Origin of the sequence: Schinkia azotoformans (genome assembly GCF_035811335.1) — a bacterium.
GTDB classification, from domain to species: Bacteria; Bacillota; Bacilli; order Bacillales; family Bacillaceae_J; genus Schinkia; species Schinkia azotoformans.
This window is the reverse complement of the sequence record NZ_JARSMD010000002.1, coordinates 41,689-55,703: the sequence shown is the minus strand read 5'-3', so window position 1 is coordinate 55,703 and position 14,015 is coordinate 41,689. Positions and strand designations below refer to the sequence as shown.

Below are 14,015 nucleotides of genomic sequence, written 5' to 3'. Positions count from 1 at the left end.
AAACCCTTGAAGGTTACAGTTCCTTTGAGGGTTTTTCTTTTGTTTTTATAACACGCCATGAAAAGCCATTAAAAGCCACCCTCAACATGTGATAGAGTATAAGCTGTAGAATAACATAGACACCAGCCCTTGAAGGACAAACCTTCGGGGCTTTTTTAATTGGAGTACGGAGTTGAGAACAATGCCAAAGAAACCAAAGAAGCCGTGCAAACACAACGGTTGCCCTTTGTTAACAGACGACAAGTACTGTGAGTTTCATGCCAAGCTTCATGTGGATGATAGACCGAGTGCAAGAGAGCGTGGGTATGATAACCGCTGGAGGAAAGCTAGCAAACGTTTCTTAAACGCCCATCCTCTTTGCCGACACTGCGAACAGAAAGGAAAGTTGACGCAGGCTACGGTGGTGGACCACGTCGTTCCTCATCGAGGTGATCAAAGATTGTTTTGGGATGAAAGCAATTGGCAACCACTTTGTAAGAGATGTCATGACCGAAAGACAAGAACAGAAGATCAGTATCCTGTTTACACGTTTTGATGGACCCCCTAGGGGAGGTCAAATCTCTACAACCTTTTATCAGGCGACCGCGCGCCCCCTTCGCGTGAACTTTCGCGGAATTAAACAAGGGGGGGTATTATTTGGAACAGGATATTATCCCTAACCTCAATAGCAGTAAGGGTTTAAGGTTTTTTTAATTTTGCGTAAAGGTTTAATTGAGGAAATGATAGAAATGTAGTTCAAGCCTTGAAAACACTGGGGTTTGCTGGTTTTGGCTATGAAACATAAAAAGCACCATAAACGCCTTTAAAAGCTAGTTAAATAGCTGGTTAAGGTGTTTTTTTATGGTCCTCTTTCCAAGTGTTTGCGCAGAAAGGAGTGGGAGTGATGACGGATATAGAAAAACAACAAATCTATGATCTGCGCCTGAAAGGGGTTGGCTATAAAGCGATTGCTGCTGTGCTAGGAAAGTCCCGAGACACGGTACGTGCTTTTTGCCAAAGGAATGGCCTTGATGGCGATTCAAAAGTGGTTGCCCTTAATGTCAAAGAGCAAATGAAGAATGGCCTGCTCTGCTTCTGCTGCAGGAAACCAATCAAGCAAAAGAGGAGAGGCAGAACACGGAAGTTTTGTTCTGAAGAGTGCCGACGGACGTGGTGGAATCAAAATCCCCAAGCACGTCAGAAAAGGGAAGCGGCCACTTATCATTATACCTGTGAGCAGTGTGGAAAAAAGTTTAGCTGCTACGGGAACAAGAGGCGCAAGTTCTGCAGCCGAGAGTGTTATGTTAAATCACGATTTTTGGAGTGAAGATGATGGAATTTAAAAAGTTAAAAATAGAGGATTTAATTCCAGCCAGCTATAACCCGAGGAAAAAGTTGAAACCGGGAGACAGTGAGTTTGAAAAGATTAAAAACAGCATCGAGGAATTTGGTTATGTGGACCCTGTCATCGTCAATAAGGATATGACGGTAATTGGCGGCCACCAGCGGATTACAGTTTTGAAAACGTTAGGCTATACGGAGATTGACTGTGTTGTCATTGATATTGATAAAACAAAAGAAAAAGCACTCAATATTGCCTTGAATAAAATCAGCGGGGAATGGAACAAGGAATTATTGGCTGACCTGATTAAAGATTTGCAATCCTTGGATTATGATGTTTCTTTTACCGGCTTTGATCCGCCAGAAATTGATGAGCTGTTTAACGAGATTCATGATAAAGAAATCAAAGAGGATGACTTTGATGTAGCGAAAGAGCTCGAGGAACCAGCCATAACACAAAAAGGTGATGTGTGGTTGCTCGGAAGGCATCGGTTAGTTTGTGGGGATAGTACGGATCCAGAGGTTTACAGAGTGCTGATGAATGGCCAGAAAGCGAATCTTGTGGTCACGGACCCGCCATATAACGTTAATTACTCAGCGCAAGCAGGCACGATCCAAAACGATAACCTGCAGGATGATGAGTTTTATAACTTTTTGCTTAAAGCTTTTGCAAATATGGCTGCTTGTATGGAAAAGGATGCTTCCATCTATGTGTTCCACGCCGATACGGAAGGATACAATTTCAGGAAGGCTTTCAGGGATGCGGGCTTTTACTTATCTGGTGTTTGCATCTGGGCCAAGCAAAGCCTGGTGCTTGGACGGAGCCCTTACCAATGGAAACATGAGCCTATTCTTTTTGGCTGGCTAAAAGGCGGCAAGCATAACTGGTATGCCGACCGAAAACAGAGTACCATTTGGAATTTTGATCGTCCATCAAAGAATGCTCTTCATCCAACAATGAAGCCGGTCAGCCTCTGCGCTTATCCTATCCAGAATAGCAGCATGAGTAATTGCATCGTACTCGATCCTTTTGGCGGGAGCGGGTCAACTCTCATTGCCTGCGAACAAACGAATCGGATTTGTTATACGATTGAACTCGACGAGAAGTATGCAGATGTTATTGTCAAACGATATATCGAGCAGGTTGGCTCTGACAGCGAAGTTTTTCTAGAGCGAAATGGAGATACGATTCCGTATCTGGATGTGCTGAAACCTAGTGTAGAAGAATATGAAAATAGCAACATCTTATAAGTTGCTATGCTTCAACGTGTATGGCAATATGCTACTACCTTGAGGAGATTGGAGGCATAGCGATGGAAGAAAACTTAAAGCCTACCTGCAAACTAGTCGGTGAAGATGGAAATATCTTTTCTATCCTTGGACGAGTCAGCAGGACATTAAAAGCACACGGGAAAGCTGAACAAGCCAAAGAAGTATGTGAGCGGGTGATGGCATCCAGCTCCTATGAAGCCGCCCTCCAAATTATCATGGAATACGTTGAGGTGGAGTGATTTTTACATGAAAGCACTATTTGGAAGGAAAGTTTCAAACTTGAAGGAGCTAAAGGAAATCACCGAGGAAGCAGTAAGGAAGGGTCAGCAAGGTCAAAGCTACTGCGTGACAAAAGAAGTTGTGTTGGAAGATAGCGAATTTCATAGCTTTGCGAGCGACTTCTTCAATGACCAGCCCTGGATTACTGAGGAAGATGGTGGCGTGAACGAAAACAGGGAAGTTCGCTGCATCAGGGTTATTAATAAAGATACGGGTGAAAAGGTGCTTGTAAACAGTGAAGGGTACAGTTATCCGAGATACACAGCGATAGAAAATGATTAGAGGCGGGCCTTAAGGGGCCTGTTTCTATTTGATTAAATATATCAATATCAGCTTAGAATGACTTGCTATTCCCTGTGTTTAGAGTGATATATGTACTACACCAAAACACAGGAGGTAATGAAAAATGGACCGAAAAGAAATGGTCAAAAAGCTTGGAGAATTATTGGGAGTGAAACCAAGGTATCTCAATGTTCCAACCTTTGCCTATGAAATTGAAACGGAAAATGAAACCTACACCATTGACAGGCACGGGGTGATTACGAACGCAGCTGGGGAAGTAAAAACCTTTGAGGAGATTTTAAATCCGCCAGCGCCCGAAACGAAAGTCGAGGAACAGCCAGTAGCACTTGAACTTGATGGAATGGAGGTTACCCTGCCGCTTGAAGGGCATACCGGAAACACACTCAAGAATCTTGTAAACATGCTTTATAGCAAACAGCACCTGATCCTGAAAGCCTTTGAAACAACCGAGTCACTGATGGATGAAACCTTCCCCGAGGATTTTAGCACAAAGGAAACAGGCACTTTGGAAGAGTTTGGGGCGGCTTTGGATGAACTCGGCGCTGAGAGGATTCCGGGCTTAGCGGTTGATTTTGAAAAGGGGACTTTCACTATCAAACTAGTGGGTGGGAACTTGGATGCTGAAAAGATTGCCGCCTTCCAAGACCTTGCCACCTTCATCAACCAAAATGCGAAAAAGCAAAAGCGGGCTTCTTTCAAACAAGCGCAGGATGATAATCCGAAATATGCCTTGAGAACTTGGCTGATTCGACTCGGAATGAATGGACCTGAGTATAAAACAACGAGAAAGGTGCTCATGAAAAACCTTGAAGGTAGCGGCGCTTTTAGGAAGGTGGGTGAGCCAAATGAATAAAGAAACATACCAAGCGATGATCCGGGGACTGAAGGCTACGATTATTGAAAAAGAAGTGGTGTTCGGGGAAGTAGATGCCAAGAATGATGTCCTTGGATTGCTAGACTTGCTGGAAGACTTGGACCAGTTTTGGAACAGTGAAGAGGACATGGATCTGAATGCGAGCGACCTCCATACATTCATTGAAGCCGCAAGGAAGAGGTACAGCGAGGTGAGGCACGATGGATAAGTTTTTTACACAAACACATTGTGACCGCTGCGGTGGCAACCTAAAAGGCGGACGGATTATGTCCATGTACAACACCGATTGCCTTTGCCTGAGCTGCAAAGATAAAGAATCGAAGCGGGCTGATTATCGAGAGGCTGTCAAAGCGGAACATGAGGAAATCAAGAAGGGCAATTACAATTATAAAGGCATAGAAGGCGAATAATAACTTGCTATCCCCTGTGTTTAGAGTGATGTATAGACTACCAAAACACAGGGAGGTTTTTTCATTGATTAAGGATGGGGAGCAACTCCTTCAGGGAAATGTGGATGCGCTGCAAGGTATGGAACTTTTACTTCAGCAGCAAAAAGGTTTATTGGCAGCCGGATACCAGGAAAGAGAAATGTACTTTTTGCCAGGAATGTTAGTATTGAAACTTGAAGATGGAGAAGTACGCTGGATGGTTTTTGATGGGGAATTCAAGATGGAGATATGGAAGATTTAAAGGATTTAAATAAACGTTTAATGAGAGTCTATCAAGCGGTAGGCTCTTTTCTTATGCCAAATGGGAAAGGAGGTGGTGCCTGTGGCCCAACGAGGAAGGAAACCAAAACCTACAGCAATTAAAGTATTGGAAGGCAATCCGGGAAAAAGGGAACTCAATCTAAATGAGCCCACACCTGAAAAGAAAGCACCAAGATGCCCGTCATGGCTAGAGCCGGAAGCCAAAAAAGAGTGGCGCAGGATGGTTAAGCAGCTGGAGAAGCTAGGGATCCTGACAGAAGTGGATATGGCCGCCTTTGCCGGGTATTGCCAAGCCTATGCAAGATGGAAAGAGGCAGAAGAGTTCATCACGAAACACGGAACGATTGTAAAAACTCCATCAGGATACTGGCAGCAGGTGCCACAGGTATCCATCGCCCAAAGCTATCTTAAAATCATGAATCGTTTCTGTGAGCAGTTTGGATTAACACCTTCTTCAAGAAGTAGAATTATAGCCGACAAGCCGAGTGACCCGGATGATCCAATGGAATTCATGCTCTTTAAAGGTGGTGGTTAAGGTTGTACGACGAGAAAAAAGCCCAACATGCCGTCAACTTTATCAATTGCCTCAAACATACGAAGGGGCAGTGGCGTGGTGTTCCTTTTGACCTTTTGCCCTGGCAGGATGAAATCATCCGGGATATTTTCGGTACGGTAAAGGACAATGGCTACCGGCAATACAACACTGCCTATATTGAGATACCGAAAAAGAATGGAAAAAGTGAGCTTGCTGCAGCGGTTGCCCTGTTAATGACTTGTGGTGATGGAGAATGGGGTGCTGAAGTTTACGGATGCGCTTCAGACAGGCAACAGGCCTCGATTGTTTTCGATGTAGCGGTTGAGATGGTCGAACAGTCCCCCGCTTTGAAGAAAAGAATCAAGCCTGTCATGTCCATGAAACGTCTGGTCTATAAGCCAACGAACAGTTTTTATCAAGTGCTATCAGCTGAAGCTTATACCAAACATGGACTCAATGTTCATGCGGTTATTTTTGACGAATTGCATGCCCAGCCGAATCGCGAGTTATATGATGTTATGACGAAAGGCTCTGGGGATGCTCGGCTTCAGCCGCTCTTCTTTTTGATTACGACAGCGGGTACTGACCGCAATTCGATTTGTTATGAGGTACACCAAAAGGCCGTGGACCTTCTGGAAGGAAGAAAGATTGACCCTACTTTCTATCCTGTGATTTACGGAATTCATGATGACGATGACTGGACTTCTGAAAACAACTGGTATAAAGCCAATCCATCCCTTGGCCATACCATTGACATAGAGAAAGTAAGAAATGCTTTTATTAGTGCAAAGGAAAATCCTGCTGAAGAAAATATCTTCAGGCAACTGAGGCTCAATCAATGGGTGAAGCAATCGACACGCTGGATGCAGATGGAGAAGTGGGATGCTTGTGATGACCCAATTGATTTGGATTCGCTTCGTGGCAGAGAATGCTTTGGCGGCTTGGACCTTTCCAGCACGACAGACATCACTGCTTTTGTGTTGGTTTTCCCACCAAGGAGAGATGATGAAAAATATATTGTTCTTCCATACTTCTGGATCCCGGATGAAAACCTGAAACTAAGGGTTAGGCGTGACCATGTTCCTTATGATATTTGGGAAAAGCAAGGCTACATCAAAACGACCGAAGGAAACGTTGTTCATTACGGCTTTATTGAGTCGTTCATTGAAGAGCTGGGAACGAAGTACAACATTAAAGAAATTGCCTTTGACCGATGGGGTGCTGTGCAGATGGTACAAAACCTAGAAGGCATGGGCTTTACGGTCGTTCCATTTGGACAAGGTTATAAAGATATGTCCCCGCCATCGAAGGAATTAATGAAATTAACCCTTGAGAAAAGAATCGTTCACGGGGGAAACCTGGTATTGCGGTGGATGATGGATAACATCTTTGTGAAAACTGACCCGGCAGGGAACATAAAGCCGGATAAGGAGAAGAGTACGGAACGAATTGACGGTGCGGTGGCTTTGATTATGGCGTTGGATCGGGCGATTCGGAATGAAAATAGAGAGAGTGTTTATGATGGGCGGGGGATATTGATTCTCTAATTAGCAATTTTGTTATGTAACCAGGATTGATTATGTGTGGTTAATGACGGTTGTTAGCTGTTGAAATGCTAAATCTGACTGCAGAATATTTTGTTACAATTGCCTTAGAGGTGATTGTATGAGAGAAACGGAATTTTTTGACTGGCTAATAAATGTTGATGGTCGGGATATTAGACAAACTAGAGATAATGTATCTCGAGCAAGAAGAGTAGAGAATTCACTATCTATGTACTTGAAAAGACCTGTCAATTTAGATGAAGAATATTCAAAAGACAAATGCTCATCAATACTTGAAATGTTGTCATTTGAGTATTCTCCTAGAATCCCAGAATCTATTAATCTTCCAAGGGATAAAAATGGTTTATCTAGCCTAAGGACAGCCATTAAAAAGTATATAAAGTTTTGTGGTAGTACAAGGATTTAGAGACCGCTCATATTTAGGGCGGATTTTTTTATGCCCATTTTAGGATGTGAAACTATGAAAATACCGTTTTTATCAAAACTATTTCAATCAAGGGCCAGCCCCCAAAACAATCTTTTTGGCAGTACCTACAGCTTCTTCTTTGGTACGACCACAAGTGGGAAAGCAGTTAATGAGAGAACAGCCATGCAGACAACTGCAGTCTATGCCTGTGTTCGGATTCTCGCGGAAACAATCGCAAGCCTCCCGCTTCACCTTTATCAATATACCGATAACGGGAAGGAAAAAGCTTTGGAACACAGTTTATATTACAAGCTCCATGATGAGCCTAATTCAGAGATGACTTCGTTTGTGTTTAGGGAAACACTGATGAGTCATCTTTTATTATGGGGAAATGCCTATGCCCAGATTATTAGGGATGGAAGAGGGAATGTACTTTCACTCTACCCGCTTTTGCCTGACCGGATGACGGTGGACCGAACGTCTACCGGGGAACTTTACTACGAATACCGAATGGACACGGGCACCGCAATCCTTCACAGGGAGGAAGTCCTTCATATTCCTGGGCTCGGATTTGATGGGCTGGTTGGTTACTCTCCGATTGCGATGGCCAAAAATGCGATTGGAATGGCGATTGCAACTGAAGAGTATGGAGCTAAGTTTTTTGCAAATGGGGCAAGTCCCGGTGGTGTCTTGGAGCATCCGGGTGTGGTGAAGGATCCTGCCAAAATCCGAGAAAGCTGGAACGCTGTGTATCAAGGAAGCGGCAATGCTCATCGGATTGCAGTTCTTGAAGAAGGAATGAAGTTTCAAAGCATTGGCATTCCACCTGAGCAAGCTCAATTTTTAGAAACAAGAAAATTTCAGACGGAAGAGATTTGCAGAATCTTTCGGGTGCCGCCTCACCTTGTGGCTAATCTTGATAAAGCGACTTTCAGCAATATTGAACATCAATCCATTAGCTTTATTGATAATACAATCATGCCTTGGGTCACTCGAATCGAACAGTCCATGAAGAAAGCGTTGTTGAGTGAGGTAGATAAAGAAAAGTACTTTATCAAATTTAATCTGAATGGGCGGCTCCGAGGAGATGCAGGTTCAAGAGCTCAATTCTATCAGATCATGCGGCAAAACGGGGTCATGTCGGCGAATGACATCCGAGAACTAGAAGAGATGAACTTAATCCCTAAAGAACAGGGTGGAGATAAGTACTTAGTGAATGGGAATTTTGTAGATATGTCAAAAGCAGGTGCTTGGACAGAACAGTATGAGGAGGGATAAATCTTGAAGAAGTTTTGGAACTGGGTCAAAAACGAAGATGGCAGGACCCTTTATCTTGATGGCGTCATTGCCGAGGAATCGTGGTTTGGTGATGAAGTTACACCAAAACAGTTTAAATCGGAATTGATAAATGAGGGTGGCGATATCACCATCTGGATTAATTCACCTGGTGGCGATGTGTTTGCTGCCAGTCAAATCTACAACATGCTGATGGATTACAAGGGCCATGTGACCGTGAAAATTGATGGCATTGCTGCAAGTGCTGCCTCGGTCATTGCAATGGCAGGCGGGGATGTTTTCATGTCGCCGGTTTCGATGATGATGATCCATAATCCGATGACCATTGCCTTTGGGGACACAGCTGAAATGAAAAAAGCCATCGACATGTTGAGTGAAGTAAAGGAAAGCATTATCAACGCCTATGAACTAAAGACCGGTCTTTCAAGGACAAAACTTTCACACATGATGGATGATGAAAGCTGGTTTAACTCCAAAAAGGCGGTGGAACTCGGCTTTGCTGATGGCATCATGTTTCAGGATGAAACGGACCAATCTGAGCCAGAGGATGGGATGATTTATAGCCAAATGGCAGTCGTCAATTCATTCCTGCACAAGCTGCCACAAAGGGAAAAGAAAGCAGGAACAGATATCAGCATTTTGGACAAGAGACTTGAACTATTGAAATTTTAGGAGGAGACAACCGATATGGGTAAAATTTTAGAACTTCGTGAAAAACGAGCAAAATCATGGGAGGCAGCTAAGGCATTTCTAGATACCAAAAGAGGAGAAGATGGCATCCTTTCAGCGGAAGATACGACCACTTATGAAAGAATGGAGGCTGAGGTTGTTAATCTAGGGAAGGAAATTGACCGGCTTGAACGCCAGCAGGCCATTGACCTCGAGCTTTCCAAACCAATAAATAACCCCATCACTTCAAAACCAAGTGGAGTAACCGGACAAAAAACAGGACGAGCAACTGATGAATATAGGGATTCATTCTGGAAGGCGATGAGAAACAAAAGCAGCTATGATGTACAAAACTCCTTAAAAATTGGAACAGATTCTGAAGGAGGTTACCTCGCTCCGGATGAATTTGAAAGAACACTTATTGAGGCTCTGGAAGAGGAGAATATTTTTAGAACATTAGCCAAGGTCATCACTACTTCTTCAGGAGATCGAAAAATTCCAGTCGTTGCCTCCAAGGGAACAGCTTCATGGGTGGATGAGGAAGGCTTGATTCCTGAATCAGATGATAGCTTTGGTCAAGTTTCCATTGGGGCCTATAAGCTTGCAACGATGATCAAAGTATCAGAAGAACTTTTAAATGACAGTGTATTCAATTTAGAAGCGTATATTGCAAAAGAATTTGCCAGACGGATTGGTGCCAAGGAAGAGGAAGCTTTCTTCGTGGGAGATGGTACCGGAAAACCGACTGGCATTTTTAATGCAACCGGAGGAGCTGAACTTGGAATCACAGCCGCTTCAGCAACCGCAATTACTGTGGATGAAATTATGGATTTATTTTATTCCTTAAAGTCGCCATATCGTAAAAGTGCAATCTTTGTCATGAACGATGCCACTGTCAAACTAATTCGTAAGCTGAAAGATGGGAATGGCCAGTACTTATGGCAGCCTTCCATCCAGGCTGGACAACCAGATACGATCCTAAATCGTCCAGTGAAAACATCGGCCTATGTACCAACTGTTGCAGCAGGAGCCAAGTCGATTGCTTTCGGTGACTTCGGATACTACTGGGTAGCTGATCGCCAAGGGCGGTCCTTCCAACGATTAAATGAACTGTATGCCCCAACAGGACAAGTAGGATTTAAGGCATCCCAGCGGGTAGATGGAAAGTTAATTCTTCCTGAAGCGATTAAAGTGCTTCAACAGAAAGCGTAGGTGAGGCTATATGAGCAATGTGAAAAACTATACCGAGCAGGGCGGCGAGAGGACTGTTATTGGTGGAACGCTAGAAATTACACCGGAAGGAAAGTTGTTGTTTGGTAGTACAGAAGTTCAACCAGCCGCTAACCAGGCAGATAGTGTAGCGACGGATGTTGCTGGACTGGTAGCGGATTTCAATGCGCTATTAGCCAAACTGAGAGCTGCCGGTTTAATGAATTCTCAATAGGAGGTAAGCGGTGATGGAGGAATTATTATCAAAGGTAAAACAAAACCTGATCCTAAACCATGATGAAGATGATGCTCTTCTTTCTAGCTTCATCACTGCCGCCACTTCCTATGCAGAAAGCTATCAAAAGAAACCAGAGGGCTTTTATCAGGAAAACCCTATGAATCCTACGACGGAACATGCTGTCATTATGCTATCATCTCACTTCTATGAAAGCCGGGATGGTAGCACGGGCGGCTTTTTTGCAGACAATGTGGAAGCAAGTAAGCAGGTCTGGAATGTGGTTAATACTCTCCTCCGCCTCAATAGGGACGTGGTCATATGAGCTTTGGAAAAATGAATAGTTTTATAGAGCTGTATGAAGAAGTTTCCATTAGAGACACCGAGGGGTTTGTAACAAAACAAGATCTCCTTGTCACATCTATGAGGGCTTATAAGGAAAACCGCCATGGCAGTGAAACATGGAAAAACAGGGCTAGCTTTAGTGAGGCTAGTTCTCTTTTTCGTTTCAGAAAACCTAGAGGGACTGAGATTACAACGGAATTAATCATCGTTTGCAAAGATGAACGCTATAACATTTTAAGCGTTGAGGATATCAAAGGGCGGGGCATGTATGTGGAAGTGTTAGCTGAGAAAATCGCAGGGTCGAAGGGGTGAGTAGATGGCAAGAGCAGCAGTGAAAATGCCGGATGCTTTTTTAGAAAGAATCTCCAAGTTAAACAATCGCTTTGATGAAATCGTTCCAAAAGTGTTAGAACAAGGAGCCGAGCCAGTGATTCAGAAAGCGAAAAGCAATCTGGCAGCTAGAATCGGTCAAGAAACAAAAGAGCCCTCCCAGTCTACCGGTGAGTTGTTGGCCTCACTTGAAACGACAAAGCCTACGCAAGATGCAAAAGGGGATTGGAATTTGCGAGTCGGGGTACCAACAACCAGAGACAGTAAAGGAGTTTCCAATGCCCTAAAGGCAGCGGTGATCGAGTATGGAAAGTCCGGTCAGCCTCCTAGGCCTTGGTTAAAACCAACCAAATCAGCAACAAGAAAAGCCTGTGTTGAAGCGATGGAAAAGACGCTGGAGAAGGAGATTGAAAAACTATGAGTCTATTAACCGACCTCATGGATATGCTTGGACCTATCGACATACCAATTGAAACTGGCGGTTTTTCTGGAAAGCCTCCTGATGAATATATCGTGATCACTCCTATGTCAGATCGACTGGATTTCTATGCGGATAACCAAGCCCATAATGTTATTGAAGAAGCTCGGCTCTCTTTGTTTTCTAAGAAGAATTATATAGAACGAAAAAAGCAGCTGACAAAAGCACTCCTAGCCGGAGGCATGACCATCACAGACCGGCAATATATCGGTTTTGAAAATGATACAAAGTACCATCATTATGCGATAGATGTTTTGAAAGAATATGAAGTGGAGGATGAGTAGATGGCAACGATAGGATTGGATCGATTGTTTTATGCCAATATCACGGAAGATGAGACTGGCGCTGAAACCTATGGAGCTCCAAAAATTCTAGCCAAGGCTATGACTGCCGAACTCAGTGTTGAACTGATGGAAGCAATTCTGTATGCGGATGACGGGGCAGCTGAGGTAGTGAAAGAGTTTAATAGCGGCACGTTAACCCTTGGAATTGATGATATCGGGCCGTTGGTAGCCCAGGACTTAACAGGTAGCAAAATTGACAGCAATAATGTCGTGATATCGAGGAGTGAGGACGGTGGAAAGCCTGTCGCAGTTGGGTTTCGTGCGAAGAAATCAAACGGAAAGTACCGATATTTTTGGCTATATCGCGTTATTTTTAACATTCCTACAACTAACCTTGCGACCAAAGGTGAATCGATTACCTTTAGTAGTCCCACCATAGAAGGAACCGTCTTTAGACGGAACAAGCTGGATGCAGAAAACAAGCATCCTTGGAAGGCAGAAGTAACGGAAGGAGATAATGGTGTTTCCCAAGAAACCATTACAAACTGGTTTGTCTCCGTTTACGAGCCGGATTTTTCACCCGTAACTCCAACCATCACCGTTACAACTCAGCCTGCTGATTTAACGGAAGTGGTAGCAGGAAGTATCTCTGGTAGTTTATCGGTGGTTGCAACGACTAACACAGTTAATCCAATCACGTACCAGTGGTATGAAAACTCTGTCGATAGCACGGTCGGGGGAACAATTATTAATGGAGAAACATCAGCTAGCTTTGACATTCCAACCGATCTTACAGCAGGAACGTATTATTATTACTGCGTGTTAAGTTCTGTTGGTGCTAGTGCTGTAACAACTAATGTGGCTACCGTGACGGTATTATAGGGAGGAAGGTAAAAAGTGAGTAATAAAAATGTAGAGGCTTTACCTTTGGATATTGATTTTGCAGCTGATGAAAGAAGTGCAGTGATTGATATTGGTGGTGCGGATTATAAATTGATTTTAACCACAAAAGCTACAAAAGAAATCGCGAAACGCTATGGTGGCCTTGAGAATCTGGGTGCTAAGCTGATGAACACGAAAGACTTTGAAATTGCCTTAGATGAAATCGTCTGGCTCATTACCCTATTAGCGAATCAATCGATTCTCATTCATAACTTGCGAAATAAAGAAACGAAGAAAGACCTGCTGACAGAGGAGGAAGTGGAATTATTGACCACTCCGTTCGAGTTGGCAGAGTATAAAAATGCCATCATGGCCAGCATGTTGAAAGGAACCAAAAGGAATATTGAGAGTGAGCCATCAAAAAACGTGGAAGTCGGGTAAGCGATGATGAGTTGTTTATCCGACTTATTTATTATGGCACCGCCCAATTAAATCGAAGTGAGGAAGAAGTGTGGCTTATGCCTTTAGGACATCTGATGGATTTATGGGAATGCCATAAGCAGTTTACTGGTATAGCCAAGCCGAAACAGGAACTTTTTATTGATGATGTGATTCCGGTAGGTTTATAAATGTAATTTTGCGTTTATGCTTAAGTTCAAAAAATCCTAAGAAGTTATATGGAGATTCTGTTAAAAATTTATTTTGCTGTTAAATTAGTCGTATTATTTTAAGTAAAATAATGGTATAATAAATCAACAAAGGAGTTGATATTATGCCAAATATTAAGCCTGTTTCAGATTTAAGAAATTATAATGATGTTTTAAAGGATGTCACTGTTGGCGATCCAGTCTTTTTAACAAAAAATGGCAGGGGTAAATTTGCAATTCTTGATATTGAAGAGTATGAAAAAAGTCAAGCTACAATTAAATTGCTTTCAAAGCTTCTCGAAGCGGAAAAGGCCATCAAAACGGGGGATGAATGGCTAAGCGAAGAACAAGTTAAAAGAAATCTGGGAGTCTAATT

24 protein-coding genes are annotated in these 14,015 nt (G+C 43.2%); all 24 read left to right on the top strand.

Annotation, left to right across the window (positions count from 1 at the left end):
* Positions 1–181 precede the first annotated feature (181 nt).
* Entirely contained in the window at positions 182–535 is a 354-nt protein-coding gene (locus P9E47_RS01680) for an HNH endonuclease (protein ID WP_326162414.1), read from the top strand.
* A 523-nt stretch (positions 536–1,058) separates the two neighbouring features.
* Positions 1,059–1,322, top strand: a complete 264-nt coding sequence (locus P9E47_RS01675; protein ID WP_326162412.1) for a hypothetical protein — start codon at positions 1,059–1,061, stop codon at positions 1,320–1,322.
* Positions 1,312–2,571, top strand: a complete 1,260-nt coding sequence (locus P9E47_RS01670; RefSeq protein WP_326162410.1) for a site-specific DNA-methyltransferase — start codon at positions 1,312–1,314, stop codon at positions 2,569–2,571. The genes P9E47_RS01675 and P9E47_RS01670 overlap by 11 nt, the downstream gene beginning before the upstream one ends.
* 62 nt (positions 2,572–2,633) lie before the next feature.
* Positions 2,634–2,831 (top strand): hypothetical protein, encoded by a 198-nt coding sequence (locus tag P9E47_RS01665; RefSeq protein ID WP_326162409.1) that lies wholly within the window; start codon positions 2,634–2,636, stop codon positions 2,829–2,831.
* Positions 2,832–2,838: 7 nt separating this feature from the next.
* Positions 2,839–3,153 carry a DUF6329 domain-containing protein gene (locus P9E47_RS01660; protein WP_326162408.1) on the top strand — a complete coding sequence of 105 codons (315 nt, stop codon included), beginning with the start codon at positions 2,839–2,841 and terminating at the stop codon, positions 3,151–3,153.
* A 124-nt stretch (positions 3,154–3,277) separates the two neighbouring features.
* Positions 3,278–4,027, top strand: a complete 750-nt coding sequence (locus P9E47_RS01655) for a hypothetical protein (RefSeq protein WP_326162407.1) — start codon at positions 3,278–3,280, stop codon at positions 4,025–4,027.
* Positions 4,020–4,256, top strand: a complete 237-nt coding sequence (locus P9E47_RS01650; RefSeq protein WP_326162406.1) for a hypothetical protein — start codon at positions 4,020–4,022, stop codon at positions 4,254–4,256. Before P9E47_RS01655 ends, P9E47_RS01650 begins: the two co-directional genes overlap by 8 nt.
* Positions 4,249–4,458, top strand: coding sequence for a hypothetical protein (locus P9E47_RS01645; RefSeq protein ID WP_326162405.1), 210 nt, complete (start codon positions 4,249–4,251; stop codon positions 4,456–4,458). The genes P9E47_RS01650 and P9E47_RS01645 overlap by 8 nt, the downstream gene beginning before the upstream one ends.
* Before the next feature lie 64 nt (positions 4,459–4,522).
* Positions 4,523–4,738 carry a hypothetical protein gene (locus P9E47_RS01640; RefSeq protein ID WP_326162404.1) on the top strand — a complete coding sequence of 72 codons (216 nt, stop codon included), beginning with the start codon at positions 4,523–4,525 and terminating at the stop codon, positions 4,736–4,738.
* A gap of 81 nt (positions 4,739–4,819) precedes the next feature.
* Positions 4,820–5,293, top strand: coding sequence for a phage terminase small subunit P27 family (locus P9E47_RS01635; RefSeq protein WP_326162403.1), 474 nt, complete (start codon positions 4,820–4,822; stop codon positions 5,291–5,293).
* Between the two features lie 2 nt (positions 5,294–5,295).
* Positions 5,296–6,840 (top strand): terminase large subunit, encoded by a 1,545-nt coding sequence (locus P9E47_RS01630; protein WP_326162402.1) that lies wholly within the window; start codon positions 5,296–5,298, stop codon positions 6,838–6,840.
* Between the two features lie 118 nt (positions 6,841–6,958).
* Positions 6,959–7,264, top strand: a complete 306-nt coding sequence (locus P9E47_RS01625) for a hypothetical protein (RefSeq protein WP_326162401.1) — start codon at positions 6,959–6,961, stop codon at positions 7,262–7,264.
* A 54-nt stretch (positions 7,265–7,318) separates the two neighbouring features.
* Positions 7,319–8,542 (top strand): phage portal protein, encoded by a 1,224-nt coding sequence (locus P9E47_RS01620; RefSeq protein WP_326162400.1) that lies wholly within the window; start codon positions 7,319–7,321, stop codon positions 8,540–8,542.
* Between the two features lie 3 nt (positions 8,543–8,545).
* Positions 8,546–9,232: a head maturation protease, ClpP-related gene (locus P9E47_RS01615; RefSeq protein WP_326162399.1), complete on the top strand. Its 687-nt coding sequence runs from the start codon at positions 8,546–8,548 to the stop codon at positions 9,230–9,232.
* 15 nt (positions 9,233–9,247) lie between these two features.
* Complete coding sequence (locus P9E47_RS01610; protein WP_326162398.1) at positions 9,248–10,441, top strand: phage major capsid protein; 1,194 nt, start codon at positions 9,248–9,250, stop codon at positions 10,439–10,441.
* 10 nt (positions 10,442–10,451) lie between these two features.
* Positions 10,452–10,673, top strand: coding sequence for a head fiber protein (locus P9E47_RS01605; RefSeq protein ID WP_326162397.1), 222 nt, complete (start codon positions 10,452–10,454; stop codon positions 10,671–10,673).
* Positions 10,674–10,686: 13 nt separating this feature from the next.
* On the top strand, positions 10,687–10,998 hold the full coding sequence (locus tag P9E47_RS01600; RefSeq protein WP_326162396.1) for a head-tail connector protein: 312 nt from the start codon (positions 10,687–10,689) through the stop codon (positions 10,996–10,998).
* Positions 10,995–11,330 (top strand): head-tail adaptor protein, encoded by a 336-nt coding sequence (locus P9E47_RS01595; RefSeq protein WP_326162395.1) that lies wholly within the window; start codon positions 10,995–10,997, stop codon positions 11,328–11,330. The genes P9E47_RS01600 and P9E47_RS01595 overlap by 4 nt, the downstream gene beginning before the upstream one ends.
* A 4-nt stretch (positions 11,331–11,334) precedes the next feature.
* Positions 11,335–11,769, top strand: a complete 435-nt coding sequence (locus P9E47_RS01590) for an HK97-gp10 family putative phage morphogenesis protein (RefSeq protein ID WP_326162394.1) — start codon at positions 11,335–11,337, stop codon at positions 11,767–11,769.
* On the top strand, positions 11,766–12,110 hold the full coding sequence (locus P9E47_RS01585; RefSeq protein WP_326162393.1) for a hypothetical protein: 345 nt from the start codon (positions 11,766–11,768) through the stop codon (positions 12,108–12,110). The genes P9E47_RS01590 and P9E47_RS01585 overlap by 4 nt, the downstream gene beginning before the upstream one ends.
* Complete coding sequence (locus P9E47_RS01580; protein WP_456115114.1) at positions 12,111–12,992, top strand: major tail protein; 882 nt, start codon at positions 12,111–12,113, stop codon at positions 12,990–12,992.
* A 15-nt stretch (positions 12,993–13,007) separates the two neighbouring features.
* Positions 13,008–13,433, top strand: coding sequence for a hypothetical protein (locus tag P9E47_RS01575; RefSeq protein WP_326162391.1), 426 nt, complete (start codon positions 13,008–13,010; stop codon positions 13,431–13,433).
* A gap of 11 nt (positions 13,434–13,444) precedes the next feature.
* Complete coding sequence (locus tag P9E47_RS01570; protein ID WP_326162390.1) at positions 13,445–13,621, top strand: hypothetical protein; 177 nt, start codon at positions 13,445–13,447, stop codon at positions 13,619–13,621.
* 143 nt (positions 13,622–13,764) lie between these two features.
* Positions 13,765–14,013: a type II toxin-antitoxin system prevent-host-death family antitoxin gene (locus tag P9E47_RS01565; RefSeq protein WP_326162389.1), complete on the top strand. Its 249-nt coding sequence runs from the start codon at positions 13,765–13,767 to the stop codon at positions 14,011–14,013.
* Positions 14,014–14,015: the final 2 nt, after the last annotated feature.

Coding starts and splice junctions, on each gene's coding strand:
- P9E47_RS01585 (WP_326162393.1), top strand. CDS start 11,766: ATGAGTCTATTAACCGACCTCATGGATATGCTTGGACCTATCGACATA.
- P9E47_RS01665 (WP_326162409.1), top strand. CDS start 2,634: ATGGAAGAAAACTTAAAGCCTACCTGCAAACTAGTCGGTGAAGATGGA.
- P9E47_RS01680 (WP_326162414.1), top strand. CDS start 182: ATGCCAAAGAAACCAAAGAAGCCGTGCAAACACAACGGTTGCCCTTTG.
- P9E47_RS01600 (WP_326162396.1), top strand. CDS start 10,687: ATGGAGGAATTATTATCAAAGGTAAAACAAAACCTGATCCTAAACCAT.
- P9E47_RS01610 (WP_326162398.1), top strand. CDS start 9,248: ATGGGTAAAATTTTAGAACTTCGTGAAAAACGAGCAAAATCATGGGAG.
- P9E47_RS01655 (WP_326162407.1), top strand. CDS start 3,278: ATGGACCGAAAAGAAATGGTCAAAAAGCTTGGAGAATTATTGGGAGTG.
- P9E47_RS01675 (WP_326162412.1), top strand. CDS start 1,059: ATGGCCTGCTCTGCTTCTGCTGCAGGAAACCAATCAAGCAAAAGAGGA.
- P9E47_RS01605 (WP_326162397.1), top strand. CDS start 10,452: ATGAGCAATGTGAAAAACTATACCGAGCAGGGCGGCGAGAGGACTGTT.
- P9E47_RS01580 (WP_456115114.1), top strand. CDS start 12,111: ATGGCAACGATAGGATTGGATCGATTGTTTTATGCCAATATCACGGAA.
- P9E47_RS01625 (WP_326162401.1), top strand. CDS start 6,959: ATGAGAGAAACGGAATTTTTTGACTGGCTAATAAATGTTGATGGTCGG.
- P9E47_RS01670 (WP_326162410.1), top strand. CDS start 1,312: ATGGAATTTAAAAAGTTAAAAATAGAGGATTTAATTCCAGCCAGCTAT.
- P9E47_RS01620 (WP_326162400.1), top strand. CDS start 7,319: ATGAAAATACCGTTTTTATCAAAACTATTTCAATCAAGGGCCAGCCCC.
- P9E47_RS01590 (WP_326162394.1), top strand. CDS start 11,335: ATGGCAAGAGCAGCAGTGAAAATGCCGGATGCTTTTTTAGAAAGAATC.
- P9E47_RS01660 (WP_326162408.1), top strand. CDS start 2,839: ATGAAAGCACTATTTGGAAGGAAAGTTTCAAACTTGAAGGAGCTAAAG.
- P9E47_RS01595 (WP_326162395.1), top strand. CDS start 10,995: ATGAGCTTTGGAAAAATGAATAGTTTTATAGAGCTGTATGAAGAAGTT.
- P9E47_RS01565 (WP_326162389.1), top strand. CDS start 13,765: ATGCCAAATATTAAGCCTGTTTCAGATTTAAGAAATTATAATGATGTT.
- P9E47_RS01650 (WP_326162406.1), top strand. CDS start 4,020: ATGAATAAAGAAACATACCAAGCGATGATCCGGGGACTGAAGGCTACG.
- P9E47_RS01645 (WP_326162405.1), top strand. CDS start 4,249: ATGGATAAGTTTTTTACACAAACACATTGTGACCGCTGCGGTGGCAAC.